24 protein-coding genes and 1 CRISPR repeat array are annotated in these 23,243 nt (G+C 47.1%); of the genes, 9 read left to right on the top strand and 15 right to left on the bottom strand.

The window, feature by feature from the left end; all coding sequences use genetic code 11:
• Positions 1 to 54 precede the first annotated feature (54 nt).
• Positions 55 to 579, bottom strand: coding sequence for a UpxY family transcription antiterminator (locus HXW94_RS02375; RefSeq protein ID WP_178365302.1), 525 nt, complete (start codon positions 577 to 579; stop codon positions 55 to 57).
• Positions 576 to 2,801 carry an LPS-assembly protein LptD gene (locus HXW94_RS02380; protein ID WP_178365303.1) on the bottom strand — a complete coding sequence of 742 codons (2,226 nt, stop codon included), beginning with the start codon at positions 2,799 to 2,801 and terminating at the stop codon, positions 576 to 578. The genes HXW94_RS02375 and HXW94_RS02380 overlap by 4 nt, the downstream gene beginning before the upstream one ends.
• A 241-nt stretch (positions 2,802 to 3,042) precedes the next feature.
• Here HXW94_RS02380 and HXW94_RS02385 point away from each other — a divergent pair, with 241 nt between their 5' ends.
• The 4 genes from HXW94_RS02385 to HXW94_RS02400 all read left to right on the top strand — a co-directional run bounded on the left by HXW94_RS02385 (position 3,043) and on the right by HXW94_RS02400 (position 8,642).
• Positions 3,043 to 5,319 carry a cysteine synthase gene (locus HXW94_RS02385; RefSeq protein WP_178365304.1) on the top strand — a complete coding sequence of 759 codons (2,277 nt, stop codon included), beginning with the start codon at positions 3,043 to 3,045 and terminating at the stop codon, positions 5,317 to 5,319.
• Positions 5,320 to 5,340: 21 nt separating this feature from the next.
• On the top strand, positions 5,341 to 6,303 hold the full coding sequence (locus HXW94_RS02390) for a hypothetical protein (RefSeq protein ID WP_178365305.1): 963 nt from the start codon (positions 5,341 to 5,343) through the stop codon (positions 6,301 to 6,303).
• Positions 6,304 to 6,419: 116 nt separating this feature from the next.
• A complete protein-coding gene (locus HXW94_RS02395; protein WP_178365306.1) occupies positions 6,420 to 6,608 on the top strand; it encodes a ferredoxin family protein in 189 nt (62 codons plus the stop codon).
• 216 nt (positions 6,609 to 6,824) lie between these two features.
• A complete protein-coding gene (locus tag HXW94_RS02400) occupies positions 6,825 to 8,642 on the top strand; it encodes a GspE/PulE family protein (RefSeq protein ID WP_178365307.1) in 1,818 nt (605 codons plus the stop codon).
• Between the two features lie 11 nt (positions 8,643 to 8,653).
• Here HXW94_RS02400 and HXW94_RS02405 read toward each other — a convergent pair whose 3' ends face one another.
• On the bottom strand, positions 8,654 to 9,658 hold the full coding sequence (locus HXW94_RS02405) for a LysM peptidoglycan-binding domain-containing protein (protein ID WP_178365308.1): 1,005 nt from the start codon (positions 9,656 to 9,658) through the stop codon (positions 8,654 to 8,656).
• A gap of 106 nt (positions 9,659 to 9,764) precedes the next feature.
• On the opposite strand from HXW94_RS02405, the gene HXW94_RS02410 reads away from it, so the two are divergent.
• The 4 genes from HXW94_RS02410 (at position 9,765) to HXW94_RS20055 (ending at position 13,442) form a co-directional block, all read left to right on the top strand.
• On the top strand, positions 9,765 to 10,316 hold the full coding sequence (locus tag HXW94_RS02410) for an HD domain-containing protein (protein WP_178365309.1): 552 nt from the start codon (positions 9,765 to 9,767) through the stop codon (positions 10,314 to 10,316).
• 25 nt (positions 10,317 to 10,341) lie between these two features.
• Positions 10,342 to 11,709 (top strand): HD-GYP domain-containing protein, encoded by a 1,368-nt coding sequence (locus tag HXW94_RS02415; protein ID WP_178365310.1) that lies wholly within the window; start codon positions 10,342 to 10,344, stop codon positions 11,707 to 11,709.
• A gap of 5 nt (positions 11,710 to 11,714) precedes the next feature.
• The gene (locus tag HXW94_RS02420) at positions 11,715 to 12,476 is read left to right on the top strand and encodes a motility protein A (RefSeq protein ID WP_178365311.1); all 762 of its coding nucleotides are present in this window, start codon (positions 11,715 to 11,717) and stop codon (positions 12,474 to 12,476) included.
• A 156-nt stretch (positions 12,477 to 12,632) separates the two neighbouring features.
• Complete coding sequence (locus tag HXW94_RS20055) at positions 12,633 to 13,442, top strand: OmpA family protein (protein WP_178365312.1); 810 nt, start codon at positions 12,633 to 12,635, stop codon at positions 13,440 to 13,442.
• 6 nt (positions 13,443 to 13,448) lie between these two features.
• On the opposite strand, the gene HXW94_RS02430 is transcribed toward HXW94_RS20055, so the two are convergent.
• The 4 genes from HXW94_RS02430 to HXW94_RS02445 all read right to left on the bottom strand — a co-directional run bounded on the left by HXW94_RS02430 (position 13,449) and on the right by HXW94_RS02445 (position 15,492).
• Complete coding sequence (locus HXW94_RS02430) at positions 13,449 to 13,835, bottom strand: Hsp20/alpha crystallin family protein (RefSeq protein WP_178365313.1); 387 nt, start codon at positions 13,833 to 13,835, stop codon at positions 13,449 to 13,451.
• A 37-nt stretch (positions 13,836 to 13,872) separates the two neighbouring features.
• A complete protein-coding gene (locus HXW94_RS02435) occupies positions 13,873 to 14,313 on the bottom strand; it encodes an Hsp20/alpha crystallin family protein (protein ID WP_178365314.1) in 441 nt (146 codons plus the stop codon).
• A 46-nt stretch (positions 14,314 to 14,359) separates the two neighbouring features.
• The gene (locus tag HXW94_RS20060) at positions 14,360 to 14,926 is read right to left on the bottom strand and encodes an Hsp20 family protein (RefSeq protein WP_178365315.1); all 567 of its coding nucleotides are present in this window, start codon (positions 14,924 to 14,926) and stop codon (positions 14,360 to 14,362) included.
• A 113-nt stretch (positions 14,927 to 15,039) separates the two neighbouring features.
• Positions 15,040 to 15,492, bottom strand: coding sequence for an Hsp20/alpha crystallin family protein (locus HXW94_RS02445; protein ID WP_178365316.1), 453 nt, complete (start codon positions 15,490 to 15,492; stop codon positions 15,040 to 15,042).
• Between the two features lie 204 nt (positions 15,493 to 15,696).
• Between HXW94_RS02445 and HXW94_RS02450 the strand changes: the two genes are divergently transcribed.
• Positions 15,697 to 16,410 carry a DnaJ domain-containing protein gene (locus HXW94_RS02450; protein ID WP_178365317.1) on the top strand — a complete coding sequence of 238 codons (714 nt, stop codon included), beginning with the start codon at positions 15,697 to 15,699 and terminating at the stop codon, positions 16,408 to 16,410.
• Between the two features lie 6 nt (positions 16,411 to 16,416).
• On the opposite strand, the gene HXW94_RS02455 is transcribed toward HXW94_RS02450, so the two are convergent.
• The 8 genes from HXW94_RS02455 to cas2 (HXW94_RS02490) form a co-directional block, all read right to left on the bottom strand.
• A complete protein-coding gene (locus tag HXW94_RS02455; RefSeq protein WP_178365318.1) occupies positions 16,417 to 16,830 on the bottom strand; it encodes a YkgJ family cysteine cluster protein in 414 nt (137 codons plus the stop codon).
• A gap of 4 nt (positions 16,831 to 16,834) precedes the next feature.
• Positions 16,835 to 17,434 (bottom strand): recombination mediator RecR, encoded by a 600-nt coding sequence (gene recR / locus HXW94_RS02460; RefSeq protein ID WP_178365319.1) that lies wholly within the window; start codon positions 17,432 to 17,434, stop codon positions 16,835 to 16,837.
• Positions 17,435 to 17,451: 17 nt separating this feature from the next.
• Positions 17,452 to 17,760, bottom strand: a complete 309-nt coding sequence (locus HXW94_RS02465) for a YbaB/EbfC family nucleoid-associated protein (RefSeq protein WP_178365320.1) — start codon at positions 17,758 to 17,760, stop codon at positions 17,452 to 17,454.
• An 82-nt stretch (positions 17,761 to 17,842) separates the two neighbouring features.
• Entirely contained in the window at positions 17,843 to 19,612 is a 1,770-nt protein-coding gene (gene dnaX, locus HXW94_RS02470) for a DNA polymerase III subunit gamma/tau (protein WP_178365321.1), read from the bottom strand.
• A gap of 396 nt (positions 19,613 to 20,008) precedes the next feature.
• Positions 20,009 to 21,031 (bottom strand): CRISPR system precrRNA processing endoribonuclease RAMP protein Cas6, encoded by a 1,023-nt coding sequence (cas6, locus tag HXW94_RS02475; protein ID WP_178365322.1) that lies wholly within the window; start codon positions 21,029 to 21,031, stop codon positions 20,009 to 20,011.
• Between the two features lie 14 nt (positions 21,032 to 21,045).
• A complete protein-coding gene (locus HXW94_RS02480) occupies positions 21,046 to 21,882 on the bottom strand; it encodes a reverse transcriptase domain-containing protein (protein WP_178365323.1) in 837 nt (278 codons plus the stop codon).
• Positions 21,883 to 21,886: 4 nt separating this feature from the next.
• The gene (gene cas2, locus HXW94_RS02485; protein ID WP_178365324.1) at positions 21,887 to 22,228 is read right to left on the bottom strand and encodes a CRISPR-associated endonuclease Cas2; all 342 of its coding nucleotides are present in this window, start codon (positions 22,226 to 22,228) and stop codon (positions 21,887 to 21,889) included.
• 15 nt (positions 22,229 to 22,243) lie between these two features.
• Positions 22,244 to 22,531 carry a CRISPR-associated endonuclease Cas2 gene (gene cas2, locus HXW94_RS02490; RefSeq protein WP_178365325.1) on the bottom strand — a complete coding sequence of 96 codons (288 nt, stop codon included), beginning with the start codon at positions 22,529 to 22,531 and terminating at the stop codon, positions 22,244 to 22,246.
• Between the two features lie 53 nt (positions 22,532 to 22,584).
• Positions 22,585 to 23,039: a CRISPR direct-repeat array (repeat unit 36 nt; unit sequence GTCTCAATCACCTTCATAAGCGGTGCTCATTCCAAC).
• Positions 23,040 to 23,243 lie beyond the last annotated feature (204 nt).

The raw sequence follows: 23,243 nt of genomic DNA on the forward strand, positions 1-23,243 counted from the left end.
AGCTAAAAAGTTTTTCCAGGGGTTTTAATGAATATGCATCAAAAAGTCAAGGGCTTATGATAACAGATCCGGGATTTTCTCAACCTTGTCAAAATCAATTTCCACACCTGCATAGCTGCCTAAAAGCTCCAGTTTGATAATGACCCTGCCCCTGCCCTTATGTTCAAGAAAATCTCCTTTTAACCCGGCCATGGGGCCTTCAAGGATGATTACCGGATCTCCTTTTTTTAACTCAATAATATTGCCTGTAATTAGGTCCTGGGTTACGGAGGTCAAAAGCTTGAGCGACTCAATCTGGCATTCGGGCACGGGTACGGGGCCGGCAGAATTTCCGATAAGCCTGACTGCGCCCAACGTTTTTAAGATCGGTAACTGGTCCACCGGCGCCATACTGGATTTTACAAATACGTATCCGGGAAACAGCGGGGTTTCTATCATGAGTTTACGGTCTTTTCTTTTGCTGGGCTTTCTTGTTATCGGCAGGAACGCCTCTATTTTTTTTTTGTTTATATGTGAATACACGGTCTGCTCGAAATTACTTCGGGTCAGCAGGGCAAACCAAAGCGCTTTATTTTTCACTTTGTACCAAATCCTCCAATACCCTTCAGGATCACCATGAAGGCAAATGACTTATCTGCGGATTCATCTGTAAACGCCAGATTTAATCCCCAGCACGGCCGGTTGATGGAAATACCCACACCGGTTTCAACTGTTTTTCGGTCTTCAAGATCTTTTTCAATGGAATAATAGGCGCCCAGGGTATCCGGCACCAGATTTGTGCTGAGTTTTGTTTTCCAGGTATGTGAATAACTTTTCGAATATCGATAAGACATGTAAAGACTGTCCCCTCTATTATCTGATACCATACCCCCAACCTGTATTTTTGTGAAATGACTGGTATTGGGATCAAAGGCGATGGTGCCGTCTGATCTCAGGTATTTCAGCGGATTTAACTCATATTTTAATGTCAAATCCTGCCAGGGGTCCTCGTCGGCGTCATCGCCATCCCGCTCATACCGGATGTCATAGCCCTGGGAGAGCGAGAACCACAAAAGTTCTTTGTAGGTCCGGGATTCTTGGCCGTTTTCATCTGTTATTGTATGCCTGGACGTAAATGTGTTGGTCAAAGACCAGGTAATGATATTTTCTTCTGAAATATCGTCTACGGCATCAAAATAGGGCAGATCCTCCTGGTCCACGGAAGGAATATAGTCATACGCCAGTCCGGGCACAATTTTGTGTTGGATTTTTTCGGCAAAATCTGCGTCCAACGTGAATACACGGCTAAGGGAGGTTGACAGGTCCATGCCCATTTCATAAAGCCCTCGGGTTCTGGTGTCGGCATCATCCCCGTCGCTGTCGGTGAAATCGTCTGTATTCCATACGGTCCCCCTGACACCGGCATAGGGCTCTATAAAAAATGCCTTGCCGAATTTTATGGGATAATAAAATATCGGATGAAGGTCGGCCCGTTGGCCGGTAACCGCTGTGTCGGTGGTATCCTGCCGGTAAAATGACGTAAACTCCGAATCCATTTTATAATACAAGCCGGAATCCCCTGCAATTTTCCGGCGGGCGGCAAAAAATTCAACCGAGGGCAGGGTCTGCAGAGTGGTGTCATCGATGTCTGTCCGGCGTGCTTTAATATTATCATACCACAATGCTTCTATGTTCAAGCCGTATGAAAACCAGTTTTTTGTGACAACCAGGCTGTTTTCCCGGGTGTAATCGGTTTCTGCGTCCAGATCCCGGCCGAACATGTCTTCAAATGCGTCATCGGTGCTGTCAAATCCTGCAAAGCCATCCGTAAAGGTCCGCAGATAATCCATATCCGAGACATAATCAATATTCAGTTTGGCGTCAAAACCGTACCACAACTCCTGGTCATGCTTCATCCGAAACCAGTACCTGTCATGGTTGGTGCGGTCAGGTGTCGCGGAAATATTGTAATCTTGGTTTTCATTTGTATCGTCTCCAACGGTTTTATCCTCAAGATAGCTCATCATCATGATCCCTTTGGATTCGGGTGAAAGGATATACCTGTATTCGCCGGAGAGCATCACCCCCCTGTCCGACATATAGTAGGGATACAAGGTGGCGTCGGTATTGTCGGAAAGCGCTAAAAAAAGCGGTTGTTGGTATTCAAATCCCATGTTGTCTGAGTACCCTGCCATGGGTAGCAAAAGTCCGGTCTGGCGTGTTGTTTTGGCAGGAAATAGAAAATAGGGCGCATAAAGGGTGGGCATTTTTTTGGCCCAGAGTACGGCATGACTGGCATGGCCGTATCCGTCAATGGTCACCTCAATGTCCTTTCCTGTGATTTTCCAGTCCGGGGTCTTTCCTTCACAGGTGGTGATGGATCCTTTTTCCGCATCATAGGTGAACTCCCCGGTTTTTCGAAGCGTCTCCCCTGAAATATAATAGTTGTTGTCCTGGATGAATATGGTGCCCTGGTTAATCGTGCCGGTTTCCGAGTTCAGGTTGATGTTCATGGACGTGCAGGTAATGGTATCTTTTCCTGAAATAAACAGGACATTGCCTTTGGCAAAGGCCTCTTTGGTGATATCTGAAAATTCGACATAATCGGCTTCCAGGCGCGTCTTTCCCCCGGTAATCACCACGTCATTTTCCGCAATATAAAGCTTGCGTTTATCTTCGTAGCTCACCTGCCGGGCCTGAATGCGCCAGGACACCTTTTGAGTGGGCATGGAAGCGGAAAAAGAAAACGCCTGGGCTGAAAGAAATATAATGACGGCCGGGATAATACATATCCGGCACAGCACTCGTTTACATGAAACCATATGTAAAAATGGTCCTGTTTAATAAATTGCGCATCAAATAAAATTACTGTATAAAGCCATTTTATACTTGAAAAGTCAAGGCCGCTGCCAAATCGGCTCTTGGCAAGAGACAAGAGACAAGGAATAAGAGGGCGAAGCGTCTGCGGCGCCCATTTTATGTCATTGTTTGTTGTGGACTTCCAGCCCATATGGGGTATAAGGAAGAATCGTAGCCGGCTTCCCCGGTAAAGAGAGGACACGCATGTATGCCAGCATTATTGATTCAATCGGAAACACTCCCCTTGTAAAGATTCAAACACTTAATTCCGTGCCGGGCGTCACCATTCTGGCCAAACTTGAATATATGAACCCGGGCGGGTCTATCAAGGATCGGGCCGCCCTGTATATGATCCGTCAGGCCGAGGACAACGGCGAACTGACGCCTGAAAAGACCGTTATTGAAGCCACTTCGGGAAATACGGGAATCGGCCTGGCCATGATCTGTGCGGTCAAGGGCTACAAACTGGCCCTGGCCATGTCCGAAAGCGCCAGTGAGGAGCGTAAAAAAATACTTAAAGCCCGGGGTGCCCGGATTATTCTTACCCCCCGGCACCTGGGATCGGACGGGGCCATTGAAGAGGCTTACCGACTGGCCAGGGAATATCCGGAAAAATATTTTCTTACGGATCAGTATAATAATGAGGCCAACTGGAAGGCCCATTACCATACCACAGGACCTGAAATCATGGCCCAGACCAACGGCCAGGTCGATGCAGTCGTGGCGACTGTGGGCACTTCGGGAACACTTATGGGGCTGTCCCGGTATTTTAAGGATCAGGAGCATCATGCCCGGGTGATCTGTGCCGAACCCTATTTAGGGCACGGCATTCAAGGCCTTAAAAATATGAAAGAGTCTTATACCCCGGAAATTTTTGACAAAACCCGGCTGGATGAAAGCATCCATATTGATGATAAAACAGCTTTTGAAACCGCCCGGCAATTGGCTGCCAAAGAAGGCCTTTTTGTGGGCATGAGTTCAGGTGCGGCCATGGCCGTGGCCCTTGACTATGCCAAACGTCTTCAAAACGGGGTTATCGTTGTGATCTTTCCGGATTCAGGCGAGCGTTATCTTTCCACTGAACTTTTCAGCGTAAAGAAGAATATTCACCTGACCATATATAATTCCCTGGGTGGGAAAAAAGAAGCGTTTACCCCCCAGGGGGATAAGGAAGTTGGTATATACACCTGCGGCCCCACGGTACACCGGCGCCAGGATATTACCCACTTCAGGCGTCATGCGTTTACGGATCTGCTCATTCGCTACCTTGAATACCAGGATGTGAAAGTTAAACATATCGTTAATATCACCGATTATGATGATAAAACCATTGAAGGGGCAAGGCAGGCCAATACGACCCCTCAGGAATTTACCCGGCCTTTTATTGATGCCTTTCTGGCGGATCTCTCGCGGCTCGGCATGCGACCGGCCCAAGCCTATCCCAGGGTGTCCGAACATTTTAATGAAATGACGGATCTGACAAGGAAACTGCTTGTCAACAACTATGCTTATGAAAAACTTCATTCCGTATATTTTGACTTGTCAAGCTTTGGGGATTACGGCCGCCTTTCCCGGGTGGATGTCAACAAGATCCGGGTGGGCGCCACGGTGGACCTGGATGAATATGAAAAGAATAATCCCAGGGATTTTACCCTGCTCAAGCGGGTAAAGCTGGCGGAGCTTAAACAGGGTCTCGGTGTTAAAACAGAATGGGGGAATGTCCGTCCCTCGCTTCATTTGCAGTGTGCGACCCTTGCGTCCACCTTTCTTGGCGCCGATTTTGACATCCATACGGGCTCAAGAGAACTTATGTTTCCCCACCATGAAAACGAGATTGCCATTGCAGGGGCTGCCGGCGGTTCTTTTGCCAGGGTGTGGATGCATTGCCATCCAGTGCAGTATGACGGCTCCCTGGATACGGATGATGTCCGGTCACTGACCCTGGACCGACTGGTTGACATGGGATGGGACGAGAAAACCATCCGCTTCTGGTTGTTGTCCGCCCATTACAGAAAATCCCTGCTGTTATCCGGAAAAAGTCTGGATGATGCCAAAACCGTTCTTTCCCGGATTAACCGGTGTATTGAATCCCTTGGTCATGTGTCGGGTCAGTCCAATGAAGAGGAGATCCAGCAGATCACCTATGATCTGCGCCAGGGCATGATGAATGCCATGGCAAGCGATCTCAAGGTGCCTGTCCTGGTATCCGGTCTTTTGTCCGGGGTGAAGCGCATTAATCGGATGATTGTTGATGGTCATGTAGGACCGGCGGGGGGAGAGCGCCTGCTTAAATGTTTTAAGGATGTGGATACCGTACTCAATATTTTTGATTTCAGCAGAAAGAGTCCGTATTCGTCAGAAGTGACGGCACTTATGGCTGAACGGGATACGGCCCGGCAGCAAAAAGATTTTAAGACAGCAGACAGGATCCGAAAACAACTGGATGATCTGGGGGTCCTGGTTCACGATCAAAAGGTGTAAGCCCAAAAGGTATACAATCGTATGATAAATTTTTATTTTTTTCCTTTTACTGTTATGGATGAGCGTCAGGCAAAGACCTTATCCTGTTTTTTTGATGATTTTAATGTGTTGGATATTCACGGCGGAGCTGTGCTACCCGAGCCCATGGCGGGTCTTGCAGCCAACGGAACGCTTACGCGGGTATGCCTTGCTAAGGAAAAACTTGCCTTAGCAGAACAAAAAGCGCGCGCCTACCTGGACTGGGCCGGCATCCACAAGGGCAATGAAAAAAATCTGCGGGCGTTAATTCGTGAAAACATTTTTTTAAAAGATGATTCCGGTATGGCTGCCATTCGTGCCGGCATCCGTAAGCGGACAGTCTCCCATGACCCGGATATACCCAATGACCCGGACAGCAACGATTCTCTTGTTTTCCTTAAACTGGCAGATATTTATGACCGGGAACATCAGGCTATTGAGACGGCGTTAGATGCTTTAGATCAGGAGAATGCGGCACTTATTGCCGAACTTAAAGGCGATGGAGATATTTTTGTACCTGGGGGTCATGCAAAAACGTCTGAACCGGGTCAGGCCATGACTGAAAAAAGAATCCAGGCCTGGCTTAAGACCGCTGCTGATGCTGATATATTTAATCAAGGCGGTATTCCGGTCCTGATTACCACCAGCCGGGCCATCATGGATGAATTCCTGACCGGTGCGGGTAAGGCGATAAATGCACTTGACATTGATTCCATAAAAGTGCATGAAAATGATAGTAAGTTTATAAAACAGCGGTATCTTAAAATAAAGGCAATCGTAGAGCAGATGGCACAGGGCCTGACGCCTGATCCTGAAAAAGAATATTTTGAAGGTGCTGGTGCTGACCAAGATCCTGTGACCGGGCGGATTCAAATCCGGTTTTTTTCGGGAGTTGGTGATGTGAATTTAACTAAAAAAAATCCAGGCGGACAAATTGGCGTATGCCTGGTGGAATTAAACTCATAAAAAGCTTGTTTTAGCAAAAACATTGTTGTAAAAGCGGGTGCTGAATCAGGTTACTATCTTATATAGAAAAAATGAGTTTATAAGATTGTATTATTAATTTTTAAGGAGGTTTTAAAATGGCTTTTACCCCGATAGTTGATCAGGCAAAATGTGTAGGCTGCGAAGAATGCGTTGATGTATGCCCTGCAGAAGTATTTGAAATGGTAGACGGCAAATCCGATCCCGTCAATGCTGAAGAATGCATGGGTTGCGAGAGCTGCATAGAAGTTTGTGAAGAAGACGCCATCACCATAGAAGAAGATTAAAAGGCGTTATCTTATACCCAAATAAGTGCCGGGTTGACCTGTAAGGTAAGGTCGCCCGGCATTTTTGTTTTGTCGTGTTTGGAACCACGGAAGGCACGGAAGGGCACGGAAATGAGTCTGAATACGGATCAATTCGGGCGCTCATCCAAAAATACGGATTGAGGGCTTTGCGCTCTAGCTTTCAGTGCTTTCCGTGGTTATAAACATAGGGGATTTATGCATTTAACTTCTGACAAGTATTTTAGCGCCAAAGCCATTTGTCAGGTCCTGATTTCAGGCCATCTGATTTCGTCGGATCAGGCAAGGGACCTACTTCGCCGGGAGCGTGAGATAAAAGAAAAACTTGCCGTGCAAACCGGCCGTAAAAAATCCGGGAACAGGCAAGGGGTGTTTTCCGGCATATCTTTTATTGATGTGCTGGTCTATTTGAATTTGAATCGACTGGACAAACCCGACAAAGTAATTGATGAAGATTTGATTTTTAAAATTCTGGCCGCGTCCTGGCATCTGCCGTATAAAAAAATTGATCCTTTAAAGCTTGAACTTAATCTCGTCACCGGTACCATTTCCCGTTCTTTTGCCCTGAGACATCTGCTGTTGCCGTTACATATGAAAGGCGGCAAACTGATGGTGGCCACCCCTAATCCTTTTAACCAAGAGGCCATTGCCGATGTGCAGCGGGTGACCAATTTGAAGATATCCCCCATTGTCAGTTCGAAAACGGATGTTGAAAAGCTTATCAAGGAATTTTTCGGTTTTCATCATTCCATTAGTGCGGCTGAGAATCTATTTTCCCGGAAAGGTTTGGATTTAGGCAATCTTGAACGATTTGTCAAAATTGGGCACATGGATGAACCGCCATCCACGGATCAGCATATTGTCAATGCCGTGAACCATCTGTTTTCATATGCCTTTGACCAGAAAGCCAGTGATGTCCATATTGAACCCAAACGGGATATCTGCCTCGTACGCATGCGCATTGACGGGGCGTTGCACACCGTGTACAAATTGCCCAAAAAACTGCACAATGCAGTGGTCAGCCGTATTAAAAATTTGTCTGCACTGGATATGGCTGAGAAACGGCGGCCCCAGGACGGGCGGATTAAAATGCTCAAAAAAGATCAGGAAGTGGAAATCCGGGTATCTACGATCCCTGTGGCATTTGGCGAAAAGGTGGTGATGCGGGTCATGGATCCTGAAATTCTTTTCCAGGACCTGGAAAGCCTGGGATTTACACCGACAGATCTGAAAAAATATAAAGAATTGATTACAATGCCCTTTGGTATTGTGCTGGTTACAGGCCCTACCGGATCCGGGAAATCCACCACGTTGTATTCTTCGTTGCGCATGCTTTCTTCGCCGGAAGTGAATATCACGACCATTGAAGATCCCATTGAGATGATCCATGAGGAGTTCAACCAGATTGGTGTTCAGCCGGCCATTGATGTGACGTTTGGCTCTGTTTTGCGAAATATCATGCGTCAGGATCCGGATATCATCATGGTGGGGGAAATCCGGGACCTTGAAACGGCACAGGCTGCGGTCCAGGCGGCCCTGACAGGGCATTTGGTGCTGTCTACCCTGCACACCAATGATGCCGTGTCCACGGTTTTCAGGCTTTTAGACCTGGGGATTCCACCCTATCTGATTCATTCCGCCCTTACCGGGATCGTTGCTCAGCGCCTTGTGCGTAAAATCTGTCCCCATTGCACCCAGTCCTTTGAAATGGACCGCCGGGAGCTTGCAGACTTAGGCCTTTTGGTGCCGGGTAATGGTCCGTTAAAGCTAAAGCACGGCAAAGGGTGTGTAAAATGTAGAAATACCGGTTACAGCGGCCGGACCGGGATTTATGAAATTCTTGCTTATACCCAGGGGTTAAAGCAGTTGACAACCCGGAACGCAAACCTTGGTGATATGCATCGGAAAGCCCGTGAACAGGGTCTGATCCCTTTACGGGAAAATGGAATAAAAAAGATGCTTAAAGGGCATACCACCTACCAGGAGATTTTAAGAGTCACCTGGGAGCAGGCGTGATGCCCAGATCCTTAATTCACGATATCACCGGGGTTAATATCCTGGGTTGAGGAGAGCAGCATGACCGTAGCACTTGCTGATTCCGTATGAAGAACAATAAGCCTTCCGATTAACACCGGTGCGATATTCAGTCCTGTTTTGATATTGTAAACGGATTCGGTTTCTTTGCTGCGCTTGATGGTGTAAATATTGCCGGGCTGGATATTATCTCCGGAGCCTTTGTTTATAAAGGCGATGCGGTAATCGTTAACCAGAACATTGTCATCCTCGGAACAGAGCAACATCGCGTCTATGGGATCAGGGTGTTCATTCACTTTAAATACCGGTTGTCTGGGATAAAAATCCATGATCATATCCCCTGAAACCACATCTCTGTAGGATTTTATAATTTTTCCGACAGTATATTGATTGTTGACTTGAATAATGTCAAGGTCGGCCTTGATCAAATGTTTAATGCCTTTGTAGCGATTTGTGCCGATTTTTTGATTCACTTGAGAGGTGGTATAAATCTGGTACCTGTGTCCGGGAATCAAAGGGGTGCGGCCCGTGGATTTGATGTAAACAATATCATCTGTGGCCATCATGAGATTGCCGTCTTTTTCCCGCAATATCGTGCCAAGAGGCGGCACCTGTTCTTGCTTTATAAAGCCGGTTCTGTGAATAGCGGGATAATTAAACCGGGTTTCAACCGCCATCCGGACTGTTTTTTCAGGACGCGGTTGCTTTAATTCGGGTTTGAGATACACCCTGATGGTGTTGCCCGGATAGATCCAGTGGGGGTTTTTAATATTTTTGTTGAGTTCCCACAGGCCTGGCCAGTCCCATTGGGAATCATAAAATTTTTGGGACAGATCCCAAAGGGTATCGCCTTTTTTAATGGTGTAGTAAAAGCCTGTATCCTGATGTGTGTTAACATTTTCTGCTTTTTCCCGGGCACCAAGCGAGGAAAAATGGGCACCGATAAAAAAAACAATTAGGAACACCAAGGGTGAAAACATTTTTCCGTGAACCGGCATGGGGCCTCCAATGATGTGTTGATTCTTGTAAATCTTGACTTTATTTAAGCTAATGTTCTATAAAATGTCAATATTTGTTGCCTAAATCACAAAAAATGGGTGTAACGTGACACGAATTGCTGATCTTTTGTTTGAAGTACGGATGCTCAAAGATTTGAACCGCAACGGATACGCTTTTCTAGGTGTCGGACAGGAAAGCATTGCGGAACACTGCTTCACCACAGCATTCTTGTGCTTTGTCATGGCCCGTCTTGAACCGGATGTAGATGCTGAAAAGCTTATTTCCATGGCTTTGGTGCATGATACGGCCGAGGCCCGGACAGGGGATTTGAATTATGTTAATAAACACTACAACACTGTGGATGAAACCCATGCGGTATCAGATTTGATTCAAGGCCTTGACTGGGCAAAGGATATTCCCGACCTTATTGATGAATTCAACCAGGGCGAGACCATGGAAGCCCGCCTGGCCAATGACGCAGATCAGCTTTCCTTTATTCTTGAACTTAAAAAATTAAAAGATCTTGGCGCCAGCTCACCTGAATCCTGGCTGCCCCTTGTGGTTGGTCGCCTTAGAACAGAGACGGGTAAACAGCTTGCCCGGGAGATCCTTGGCACCCGCTGGGATGAATGGTGGACCCGTGGATATTCGGAATAGACAACATACAGGTATCGTTTGATTTATGGCTTTGCGCCTTTCCATTTTATACGTGGGTTCCCGGTGTCCCCAGGAACTTGCGTCTGCAGATCCGCACTTTTTCCTTGCCTGTGTCAATACGCCTGATGCGATAACATCCCGGAAACAGCGACCGGATGTTGTGCTGATGGATCTTTTTGCCCATGATGCCGAGCTTGACCCGGAAAAGGTCCGGTCATGGGTTGAGGCGTTGCGCACGCATCATTTCAAATTTTTTCCGGCAATTTTTATCATTGTTCCTGAAGATACCCGCAAAAGTGTCCGATTAAGTCTTATGGCATCGGGTGCTGATCAGGTGGTGGACTGGCCTTTGGATCTATGGGAAATTGAAGTCAAGGCCAAAGGCGCAATAGATAAACTTCATCTTGAACAGACACTTTTTTCAAAGAGCGGTTCCCTTGAAAAATCCTTTGGGTATCTGGATCGGTTTAAAAGTGAATTAAAAGAGGTCAAAGATGAGCTGCTTGAAGATAAGAGTAACTTGAATACTGCGTTGAAACAGATTCATCAGATGTCCGAAGAACGCAGGCGTTTGAAGCAAAGTCTTTTGGATATCAAGACGCAGATGGCTGCGGATATGAAAGGGTTTGGCCACATGCTTTATGCGCTAATTCGTCAGCGGGTGGAGCTCAATCGCGGCCATGGCGAGCGTGTGGGGAAAATTGCCTGTTTTATCGCAACGCAGATGGGGGGATCCCGGAAACAGTTTGAGGATCTGTCAAGAGCTGGTATGCTTCACGAAATCGGACTTCTTTTCCTTTCAAAGGATTATATTTGCAAAAAAGTGTCCGATGGGGAAGACGCAGATCAGTATCCACTCACCAGTCCCTCAGGATATGATCAAGCCATGATCGTGCAGTTTCCGGTTAAAGGTGCTGAATTGCTCAGCCATTGCCGGGGATTTGAGGGGGCTGCGGCTATTATTCGTTGTTTGAATGAAAATGTGGACGGCACCGGATATCCTGATGGTTTGAAACGCCGGCATATTCCGTTGGCGTCAAGAATTCTTGCTGCTGCGGATGAACTGGAGACCCTTCGGGAGAACAATCCGCATGTTGGTATTCAGGAGTTGCTTTCAGAACTTGAGCCTAAAATAGGCAGCCGACTTGATCCGGAGGTCGCTGGATGGCTTGAAAAATATGCAGTCCTGCATTGGGGCGGAGAGACCCTCAAGGTGCGTGGTGTCGGTGTGGAACAGCTGAAACCGGGAATGATTCTCAGCGCAACGCTGTTCACCCGGAGCGGCACCAAACTGCTGCCTGCCGGCCAGACCCTGACCCGGCAGGCCATCGATAAAATAATACAATATCACAGGGCATACCCTGTAGACGAAACTGTTTATATAAAGGTCTGAGCTCAATGGATATTTCTTCAATAATCGGCGTTGTTTCCGGGATCGGATTCATTCTGGGTACCATTCTTTTGGGCGGGCCCATCGGTATGTTCATCAATATCCCCTCTATTCTCATTGTTGTGGGCGGTACCATTGCCGCCACCATGATTGGTTTCCCTCTGGGTGATGTGATCGGCATCGTTAAAACCGCCATTAAAGTATTCATGTTTAAAATTGAAAAAGCCGAAGATATTATTGCCAATCTTACGGAAATATCCAACAAGGCCAGAAAAGGGGGGTTGCTGTCCATTGAAGGTGATATTCAGAGTACTTCGGATCCTTACCTGGCCCAGGCCCTGCAGATGACGGTGGACGGGGTTAAGACCGAAGATATCGGACAAATCATGGAAAAGAAGATGGAATTGACCAAAAAGAATCTGGATACCGGCTCGGCCGTTTTTGCCGCCATGGCAGCCTATGCACCGGCATTCGGCATGATCGGCACGCTGATCGGCCTTGTGCAGATGCTGGCCAATCTGGATGACCCGTCTACCATTGGTCCGAAGATGGCGGTTGCCATGATTACCACATTTTACGGGGCCATCATGGCCAACCTTTTTTTTATTCCCATGAGCGATAAGCTCAAAGGGCGTACCGAAGAAGAAATCACCAATATGAATATTGTTTATGAGGGCATTTTATCCATTCGGGAAGGCGAACATCCAAAACTTATGGAAGACAAACTCAAAGTCTATTTGGCGGATGGTGCCAAGGAAGAGAAAAAGTAATCCATGGTTCAGCTGAAAATTGATAGTATAGGAATTTCCATTCCCCAGCACCCAACTACCCAGTACCCAATACCCAGCACCCAGCACCCAGCACCCAGTACCTACCAACCCGCCCAAAGGGCGCTAATTTAATTATCGAGTAAAAGGAATAGAGGCGTGGCTGAAAACGACGAAGCGTCAGACAGCGGAAAAAAAAAGGTTGTCAAGGAAGAGATTATCAATGTCACCGAAGGTGCGCCTGCATGGATGGCAACCTTTGCGGATCTGGTAACGCTTTTGATGTGCTTTTTTGTTCTTTTATTCGCCATGAGTACCACCCAGCAGGAGACCTATAAAGAACTGGTCAAATCCCTGAGAAGTGCTTTGGGATCCCAGGCCGTGCCTGAATCCGGTACCCGGGAGGGATTGGTCATGCATCCGGTGCCTTCGGAAAAAAAAGAGGATCGCCAGGCCATTGATGAACTCGGCGGCATGATTGAAAAGGAGATGGATGAGATTGTTTCTGAGATCAGGGAACTGGTTCTTTTCAATAAACTGGGCGGGGAGGTCAGTGTAACTAAAACCGATGTCGGTGTGGTTATCACCATGTCCGATTTGCTGCTTTTTTCAGCAGGTGGCACCGAGTTGTCGCCCAAGGGGCTGGAGATTCTTGAAAAAGTGGCCGCAGTCCTGTCACGGCTTGCCTACCATGTAAAGATTCGGGGGCATACCGATTCCGAGCCCATTACGTCCCCCATTTATCCATCGAACTGGGAACTCTCTTCGGCCAGGGCGTCTACTGTTGCACGCCTGCTGGTCAAATACGGGGTTCCGCCTTTTTATATTTCTGCTGAAGGGTATGCCCAGTACCATCCCGTGGCCACCAATGATACAGCCCTGGGCCGGGCCCGGAACCGGCGGGTGGAGATTGTTTATGAGCGTGACAGTATCGCCCGCCAGTTCGAGGACCTGTATAAAAGAAATTGATATATCTTATGCTGTTTTTATCTCTATCTGTCTGGGTTTGGCAGCTTCCGATTTAGGCAGGTGCAGTCTTAACACGCCATCTTTCAATTCCGCCTCAACTTTTTCAACATCAATGGTCTGGGGTACGGAAAAACTTCTGACATATTCTACGTCTGAAAACTCTTCATATGTTGCAGCCCCTTCTGTTTCAAGTTTTCTGACACCGGATATTGATAGCGTCCCGTTATCAATATCAACTGAGATATTTTCTTTGACCACCCCCGGCATGTCAGCGTGGAGAAGAATTTCATTGTCATTTTCATAAATATCTACGGCCGGCGTTGCTTCATACAATTCATGCGTTTTCTCGACGTTTTTTTCGTTTTGTTTTACGATTTCTTGTCTTCTATCCATTATTATATCCTCCTTATTCAGAGATTTATCTTAACGTTTAATTGATGCTTATTTTCCTGGGTTTTGCTGCTTCATGCTTGGGAAGTGTAAGATAAAGCACACCGTCTTTAAGTGCGGCTTCAACTTTAGTTGCGTCAACATCTGCCGGTAGTGTAAAGCTTCTGGAGAAAGATCCAACCCCTCTTTCAGTTTTATGGCTTTTATACCCTTCGGGCGCATCTGATCCTCTTTCTCCACTGATTTCAAGATAGTTACCCTGGATCTTTACATTTAAGTTATCCTTTTCAAGTCCTGGCACTTCGGCCCTGATTTCAAAATTATCGCCGTGTTCATAGAGATTTATTCTGGGCGTCGCTGATTCTAATTCCCATCTGTAGGCGGATGGTCTTCCATAATCGCCATAAAGATTGTTCAGCTTCCTTTGAAGGAGATTCATGGTCCCGAATAATCTGTCTATATCGCTAATTCTTGTAAACATAATTCCTCCTGCTTGTGAATTGACTTTTATAGTAAATACTAGCGTATTAGGTATTTTTGATTTCTATTTGTTTCGCTTTGGTGCCGGACGGAAGCGCCTTTCTGGGAATAGTGATATTTAATACACCATTTTTAAAATCAGCTTTTATATTGTCCTTGTCGGCATCTTCCGGCAGCGATAAAGTCCGTTGAAAAGAACCATAGGATCTTTCGAGCCGGTAAAAATTCTTCTTTTTCTCTTCTTTTTTTTGTTTTTTTTCTCCCCGAATAATTAAGGTATCATCAGCAAGCTCAAGGTTTACATCTTTTTCACTGACGCCGGGTATCTCTAAAGAAACCGTGTATTCTTTATCGGTTGCACTTAGATCAAGCCTGGGTTTCAGTAGACTGCCGGTTATTTCTTCACGCATTCCTGACCTGGAAAATGATGGAAAAGAGCCCAAACCATTGAAAAAATTATCAAACAACCGATCCACCTCATTGTGCAGAACACTTAATGAGCCTGCTGAATACCTGCCCTCTTTATCTTTGTTGTAGGTTTCAGGAATGGTATGTCCATTATCTCCGGTCTCTTTTTTAAACCAATTCCATGGTGCTATTTTTTTTAATTCCACTTTTCATCTCCTTTTAAAGCTGATATTTTTGGTCAGAATGGTTGCGAGATCCTCAACGAAATACTCAATTGGTTCTCACAGCCCTCCAAGCAATAAGAGATGGTGCCCTGATTTTATGCGGTGTTTATTTCGATCATTTTGGGTTTTGCCGTTTCTGATCTTGGTAGTTTCAGGTACAAGATGCCGTCCTTAAGTGCGGCCTCAACCTTTTCAGCATCAATTTCATCAGGTAACGAAAAACTGCGTGAAAAAGAACTGCTGCCTCTTTCATTCCTGTGAATTTTGTACCCCTCCGGGGTCTCCACAGAACGTTTGCCGCTGATTTCAAGATAATTCCCCTGAATTTTAATATTCAGGTCTTCTTTTGAGACGCCAGGGACTTCGGCCTGGACTTCAAAGGTATCACCACTTTCCAGAAGATTGGTTCGCGGTGAATTAGATCTCAGTGTAAAAGCAGGATCAGAAAGGGATGACCTGTCATAATCACTGAAAAGTCTGTCCATTTTGTTTCGGAGCAGATCCATGGCTCCGAACATTCTGTCGATGTCACTTAGTCTTGTAAACATAGTTCCAACTCCTTTTCCTGTATTGATTTCTGAATTTCGAGAGCGGGTTTGTTACCCCTTTTTAAGATCTAATCTAAGATAATCAAAAAAATATATCATGTCAATATGACTTTCATTACTATTAAAATATTTATTGACATGATAATATAAATAAAGGATAGTTTGAAGATAATCCGGATATAATGTGTATCAAAGGTGATTATCATGCCAAAAGACTATTACCTTGTTTTAGGAATTTCTTCAGATGCAACATGTGATGAAATTAAAGACGCTTACAGACGACTTGCTAAAGAGTTTCATCCAGACCGGTATGGGGATAACCATTCTCCGTTTCTTGCAGTCCAGGAAGCATATTCCATATTGTCAGATCCAATTAAACGACAGACACATGACCGCCAAGTCCTAAGTCAAAAAAAAAATGGGGGGACAACGTATAGGGAACCTATACGCTCAAGCCCAAGAAAACAAGTTGAGCCTCTCATACCTGAACAGGAACAAGCGATGAATTTGGGCAGTGCGAGTTTTTCACACTCTTTTCAATCCTACAGACCATCATTTGATGACGGGTTTGATAGAATATTATATGATTTCAAGCAGAGATCTCAACCTCACAGCGAATGTTATGAGAATCTCAATGTCATGATCACATTAACACCTGAACAGGCATTTCGGGGAGGACAAATTAAGGTGGCTCTGCCGGTACAACTAAAATGTCCATCCTGTTTCGGTCAAGGATGGGTTGGGGCAGACGAGTGCCGAAGATGTCATGGGAAAGGCACGCGGTCAGGAGCGTATCCGGTCATGATCCGCTATCCGGCAGGAATATCAGACAATCATGTGGTTCAAATGCCGGTGGATATGTATGGAATTGGAAATTTCAATTTGACCGTGCATTTTCGCATCCGTGATATATATTAGGTCAGGCTAACGGTTGAAAGCCCGATCAAGTTTTTCTTTTTCCATGGCAGCGATGCGTGAAATATCCTCGAACGGAACACCTTTTTTCATACCCGGGCAGGCGTTTGCCATGATATCCCAGTTTTCCGGATGGTGGATCAGGGCTTTGATGAAGGGCCAGGCCCGGCACATATATGGTTTGACCGGATGGATGGTACACTGCTTTTGGGAATCAAAGAAGATACATCTTCCGTCTTGTCCCAGTGTCAGCACCGGCCTTGATCCGGACATGTCACAATATGTTTCCACAAAGGTGTCAGGATCTGCCTGGATATAATCGCAGATGTTTCCGATATCCCTTTCATCCACATAGGTACCGCCAAATCCTGTGCAGCATTGGCCGCACAATTTACAGTCAAAAATATCTTCGGGGGTCAGCATTTTTTTAAATCCCGTAACGTTTTTCCATGGCTTTTTGCATCGTCAAGGGATCCACATACTGAAGCTCCCCGCCCATGGGTATGCCCGATGCAATTCGGGTCATTTTAATGTTTGTTGCAGCCAGCTTGCTCCGGATATAAGCCGCCGTGGCTTCACCTTCCACATTGGTCCGGGTGGCAAGGATGATTTCTCTGATTTGGCTGCGCCGGACCCGCTTGAACAGTTCGGCCAGGCGGATGTCTCCGGGGCCGATGCCGTCAATGGGGGATAAGGCGCCGCCAAGGATATGGTACACGCCTGAAAAGGCCCCTGATTTTTCAATGGCCGCCATATCCGTGGGGTTTTCCACCACGCAGATTACGCCATTATCCCGGCCGGGGTCTGAACAGATCTGACAGGTTTCCCGGTCCGTGAGTGCAAAGCAGGATGCGCATAACCTGACACTTTTTTTCAGTTCAGTAATATCTGCGGCCAGGGCCGCAGCCTCATGTTCCGGGGCATGCAGAATATGAAGGGCCAACCGCTCTGCTGTTTTCTTTCCGATTCCCGGCAAGGTGGAAAGCGAATGGATCAGTCGAACAATGGCTTCGGGATAATGGTTCACAATGGGTTAAGATGCTTTTACAAGCCTGGAATATTCATGCCGCCGGTCAGTTTTCCCATTTCAGCGGAGACCATATCCTGGGATTTTTTCAACGCGTCGTTCACTGCGGAAAGCACAAGATCTTGAAGCATGTCAACATCTTCCGGGTCAACGACCTCTTTTTCAAGAGCGATGGATTCAATCTTCTGGGCACCATTGGCAACCACTTTTACCATACCACCGCCTGAACTGGCTTCAACGGTTCTGGTGGCCAGATCCTTCTGGGCCTCCAGCATTTTTTTCTGCATTTTCTGCGCCTGTTTCATCATGCTGCTCATATTTTTCATGGGTCAATTCCTTTTATATTAAATGTTATTGTTACGTTGTGGACCGGTCTTGGCAGATTGACAGTGCAAGGATGGCCCTCGTTTATATAATATCTGCATTAAATAAGCGAACCGCGTGCTGGACCATGGGGTGGCCGGTTGCTGCTTGTTCCGCTTTTTGCCGGGACTCTTGCTGCCGGAACCTCTCATCTGCCGGGCCGGTGTTGTTTTCTATGGTTACCTCAATGGATTTACCTAAATGTTTTCGGCTCAGCGCCGTCAGTACCTTGGTTTTGGTGTTGAGCCTGGATTGTTCAAATCCGGAGCAGGATGCAAGGGTTACAATTACTTTGTCCGGGTTCGATGTGTCTGCCCGGCCCTTGGAAAATAAGCCGAAGATAAAGGGCAGATCACGTTGGAGTACATCCATGAACTGCGACCAGGTTGGCGGCCCCTGGTGTGCTTGCTCCTGACGCAAAGGGGGGGCGGGCCCGGAGGAACTGCGTGAACCGGATGAATCCGTTTGGATATCCGACGGTGGTACCTGCTCATGCGCCGGTTCATAGGGCACGGGCTCCGGCATTGGCCGGTGGGCTGCTAAAGGCACTTTTTCCGTGAACGGGTCGCCGGGGGGCTGTGGCTGTTCTGCAGGCTGGACGGATTCCCGGGCCGGATTGTCACATTGTGACGCGGGGGCATCCACACCGGCCCGGCCAAGGCGGTTTTCCATCCGGCGTGCTAAAAGATCCACCTTGGTGATGATTTCATCAAGCCGGATTTCAGGCTCAATCTGGATCATTTTGAGCAACACCATCTCCACGGCAGTCTGGGTGTGGGATGCAAAGCGCACAATGCTCTCTTCCTTTAAAAGAAGATCCAGCAGCATCCCAAGATAGGCCGACGAAAATTTTTTGCACATCCGGTCAAGCTCATGTTTTTCCGTTTCGATCATATTGAGCACAGGACTCTCTTTGCCGCACAGCCGGATGATATTGAGATTTCTGAACTGGGCAATGATACCGGAATAAAATTCTTTCAAGTCCATACCGGCATCATTAATTTTGCTGACAAGGTCAATGAGTTGCGCCCCGTCTCTTTCCAGTACGGCCGAAGCTATGGAAAAAAGAATTTTTCGGTCCGTACTCCGAAGCCTTTGGGCAATCATTTGCCGGTCAATCTCTTTTTCAGGCCCGGCTGAAAGAATTCTGTCCAGAAGGCTTAAACCGTCCCGGATGGAACCGTCCGCCTCTAAAGCAATCAGCTCCAGCCCCTCTCGTTCAACCGTGTAGCCTTCTTTTCGGCACAGGGACTCAAGATGATCGCTGATCTTGTCCAGGGCAATTCGGGACAGGTCATGGCGCTGGCACCGGGACAGGATGGTGGCCGGAATTTTATGGACTTCCGTGGTGGCAAAGATGAAAAGAACATGGTCCGGGGGTTCTTCAAGGGTCTTGAGCAGGGCATTAAAGGCGGCCACCGAAAGCATGTGGACTTCATCAATGATATAGATTTTGTACCTGGCGGCAGAGGGCATGTAGGCGACATTGTCCCTCAGTTCACGGATCTGCTCCACGCTGTTGTTGGAGGCCCCGTCAATTTCAAACACATCTGCACAATGACCACTGATAATATCTTTGCAAATTCTGCATTCGTTGCACGGCGACGGGGTTGGTCCGGTCTGACATGTCATGGCCTTGGCCATGATGCGGGCAATGGTGGTTTTGCCGGTGCCCCTGGGGCCTGCCAGCAGAAGCGCATGGGGGACCCTGTTTCCGGAAATGGCGTTGGTCAGGGTCGTGGTGACATGATCCTGTCCAACAACGTCCGAAAATGTTTGGGGCCGGTATTTTAATGCCAGAACCTGGTAAGACATGGTGTGTTGTTTCTAAATGATTTTTATCTCTCAAGCCACTCGGTCTTTAGCCGAGGGGTTGTTGACGTTTCCTTCTAAAAAGTACAAGGCTTTATACCAGAGGGGATGTTACGGGTCAATGTCGGGGGGATTCTGTTTTACAGAAGGGTGTTGGTATCGACCACCTATTTTGCAATAAAATAAGTATCTTACCCCTAAAATCTTTGTTTTTAGATAACCATTGATTTGATAAAAAATAAGGCCTTGATCATCATTTGGACCACCGAGTAGGTTGGGTTGAACGAAGTGAAACCCAACATTTTGTATTTGTTGGGTTTCGTTCCTCAACCCAACCGACCTTCCACGCATTGGCCGAAACTAATGATCAAGGCCAAAAATAATATTTAAAATTAAACCTTATTCGCTGCCATTCCATCCGTCTGTGATGAATCGTCCTAGACCGTACACTGTTTTGGAGCCAATGCCTAGGAAATAGCCGACCGCCAGAATTGGGATATAAGGAGACAGATCTCCTTTCAGCATCATTTCTCCTGTGAATCCCCCGAGGGAAATAGGGCGGTTGCGATGTTTGGAAAACCATGTTGCCTTTTTAAGGGAGAGGTGAGTGAAAACCGTCACTTCCCGGGCGGATTTGAAAAAAGATTCCGGCAAAGTGCCCATTGCGTTATCCGGATGATAGATGCGTTTAAGATCCCTCAGGCGACCCACAATAGACTTCAGCAGGGGACTGAGACCAATTCCCCTTTCCAGCCGCTTGTCCTGAACCGGAGAGGTGAAGATAAGTTCCATCAAATCCTTGCCGGAACGGCTTTTTCCCAGGCCGGGATCGGGTAGTGCCCTTATCCAGTTTTTCAGGAAGTCGCCACGGTTTTCCTCTGGTGCAACGCTTCCTTCAGTTACGGCAAGACCTCTGCCCAGGGCATCCTTCAGCGGCAGAAGGGCCTGCCAGTGCGAGGGTGTCGTCTTAATGGATGATGCCGGGACTGCACTTGCCTGGGAAAGTGATTCCAGCATGGGCCTGGAGAAATTGATGGCCTGTTCTCCGATCAATGTCAACACCAGGCTTGCAGGCCGGTCCCTGGTCGGCAGGGACAGATTCAGTGTGTATGGTCTTGGGGGATCGGCATGACACCGTTTTCGGCTTGAACCCGCCGTCTCAATCACGGCGCAGGTCGGGGTAAACATCAATGAATAGCAGCAGACCATTCTCCTGTCACAGTATTCGCAGTCAATCTGGGTAAAATCCATATGGGGACAAAACCGCTGTTTGAGAATCAACCCCAGCCGGCTTCTGAAATGCGGTATGATATCCAGTGCTTCTCCGGCTATCTCAGTCCTGAACGGCAGGCGGAACCGGGCGATTTTAAGATCCAGCAAAGGTGATATATCGTAAGGTAAATTGGGTGAGAGTTCGGGCATTGAAGGTTCCTTTACTATCTTTTTTTTCCGGGAAGTTTACGCCCCAGGAACACAACCTTGGGTCCAGAGAGAACAATTCTTGTTTTCCGGGAATTCAGTTCCAGATCCAGACGTTTCAGCCCTTTGGTTACGCAGTCCAGGGCTGCCTCTGCATTTTTCCTGGCCGGGGTGAAGACCAGGAAATCATCGGCAAATCGGACAAAGGGCAGGTTATGGCGTGTCAGAAACAGGTCGAATTCGGTCAGGTAGAAGTTGCACAGAAAAGGAGAGATAACACCGCCCTGGGGAATGCCCCGTCGTCCGGCCAGAATGCCGGTCCGCGGTGCCCCGATATCCAGCCATTGAAAGATAAGATCCAGCAGTTCGTGGTCTGCCAGTTTTTTTTTCAGCTTTTTTTTCAAGGGACGGTGGGGAATTCTGTCAAAAAAGGATTTGATATCAGCATCCACCAGCCAGCAAAATCCACAGTCCACCTGCTCTTTGATGCGCCGCATCACCGTATCAATGGAGCGGCCCGGACGATAGCCATAGGAGTCGTGATGGAACATGGCCTCTCCAATCGGGTTGAGTACGGACAGCACAGCCCGTTGTGCCAGTTTGTCCCGCAGGGTCAGTGCCGAGATGATCCGTTTTTTGCCGTCGCCCTTGAGTACCGGAAACATCCGGATCTGGGCCGGCCGGTATTGTCCGCTTTCCAGATCCTTGGCCAGCCGGGTGATGTGCAGGACAAAATCCCGCTCCATTTCTTTTTTGGATATGCCCTGGTCCCAGACGGTTTTATCGTTTTTCAGCCGCTTCCATGCCTGATTCAGCACAGCCGGAGATGCGGCTTTTTTTAGAAGATCTCCCATCGCATCACCTCCCCAGAATCCGCTGCCACAATGATTTTTTCTTTTTTTCCTGCTTTATAACCGTCTGCCGGCCCGGCATCACCAGAGGGAATGCTTCCAGAATTCCGCCAGTGGTCCAGACGGCCTGGGGGCTTTCCACAGGATAAGCCCGGATATCGTCTTCTTTCTTGTGGATGATCCCCCCCAGTTCATCCAGAAGACGGACCATCCCCTTTTCAGATCGCTGGATGAAAAATACGGATTTTTGAACCCCCAGCCCTTTTTTCTTTAAAAAACGATGGATTTGCCCTAATCGCCTGGGATCGGCGATATCATAACAGACCATGTACCACCCTGGTTTCGCCACTTGTGACGTCTCCTTTCATGGAACATAAAACAGTTTTTTTCCCATGGATGTTGCTTTTCCCAGGCCCCGGGTCAAGATCTGACGCCTCGGTTCCAGCCAGGCCATGAGCAGATTATCGGTTTTGTTATCAATTTCATGGGAAAGCTGTAAAAATAATTCTTCAGCCTGTGCCCGGGTCAGGCGGCATTCATACACGGATTTCTGATTGCTCAGGTTCCACTCCCGCAGAATTTTTCTCACCCGGGAACGGATCTTGTTTTTAGATATGTCGTAAGCCACTACAATGGGACGGACTTTTGCCATTATGTCTCCCCTGTGTCTTTGGGCATTGAATAAATTCTTCACATGTTCTGTCAACCTCAATCACCTTCATAAGCGGTACTCATTCCAACCAAAATTTAATTTTAATCCGCAAGAAGTCTACAAGTCTCAATCACCTTCATAAGCGGTGCTCATTCCAACTTGGCGTGGGATTTCTTATAGTCAAAATCTTTGTCTCAATCACCTTCATAAGCGGTGCTCATTCCAACGCTGCAATAGGAAAGGTATGGATATACGTTGGGGGGTCTCAATCACCTTCATAAGCGGTGCTCATTCCAACGTACGAAAAATGGCTGCATATGCAGCTGAGAGTATTGTCTCAATCACCTTCATAAGCGGTGCTCATTCCAACGTGAAGTGTTCTCCATTACTGAATCATATTAATGTCTCAATCACCTTCATAAGCGGTGCTCATTCCAACATCTGCACCAAGATGAATCGTATCATTACTTTCGTCTCAATCACCTTCATAAGCGGTGCTCATTCCAACCCTAACCTTGGTTAAAAAAATCTTTAAATTCGATTGGTTATAGTGTGTAAAAAAATTCATAAAAAATCAAAAAATGTTTTAGCTTATTTTGATATTTCATGGTACAAAAAATGCATATCTTTGTTGTGTGTATTAACTATTTGAAATAAAAAGAAATATAATCTATGTGATTCATTTTTTATATTATTCCAAAATGTAACTTTT

It is taken from the genome of Desulfobacter latus (genome assembly GCF_013389365.1).
Classification (GTDB): domain Bacteria; phylum Desulfobacterota; class Desulfobacteria; order Desulfobacterales; family Desulfobacteraceae; genus Desulfobacter; species Desulfobacter latus.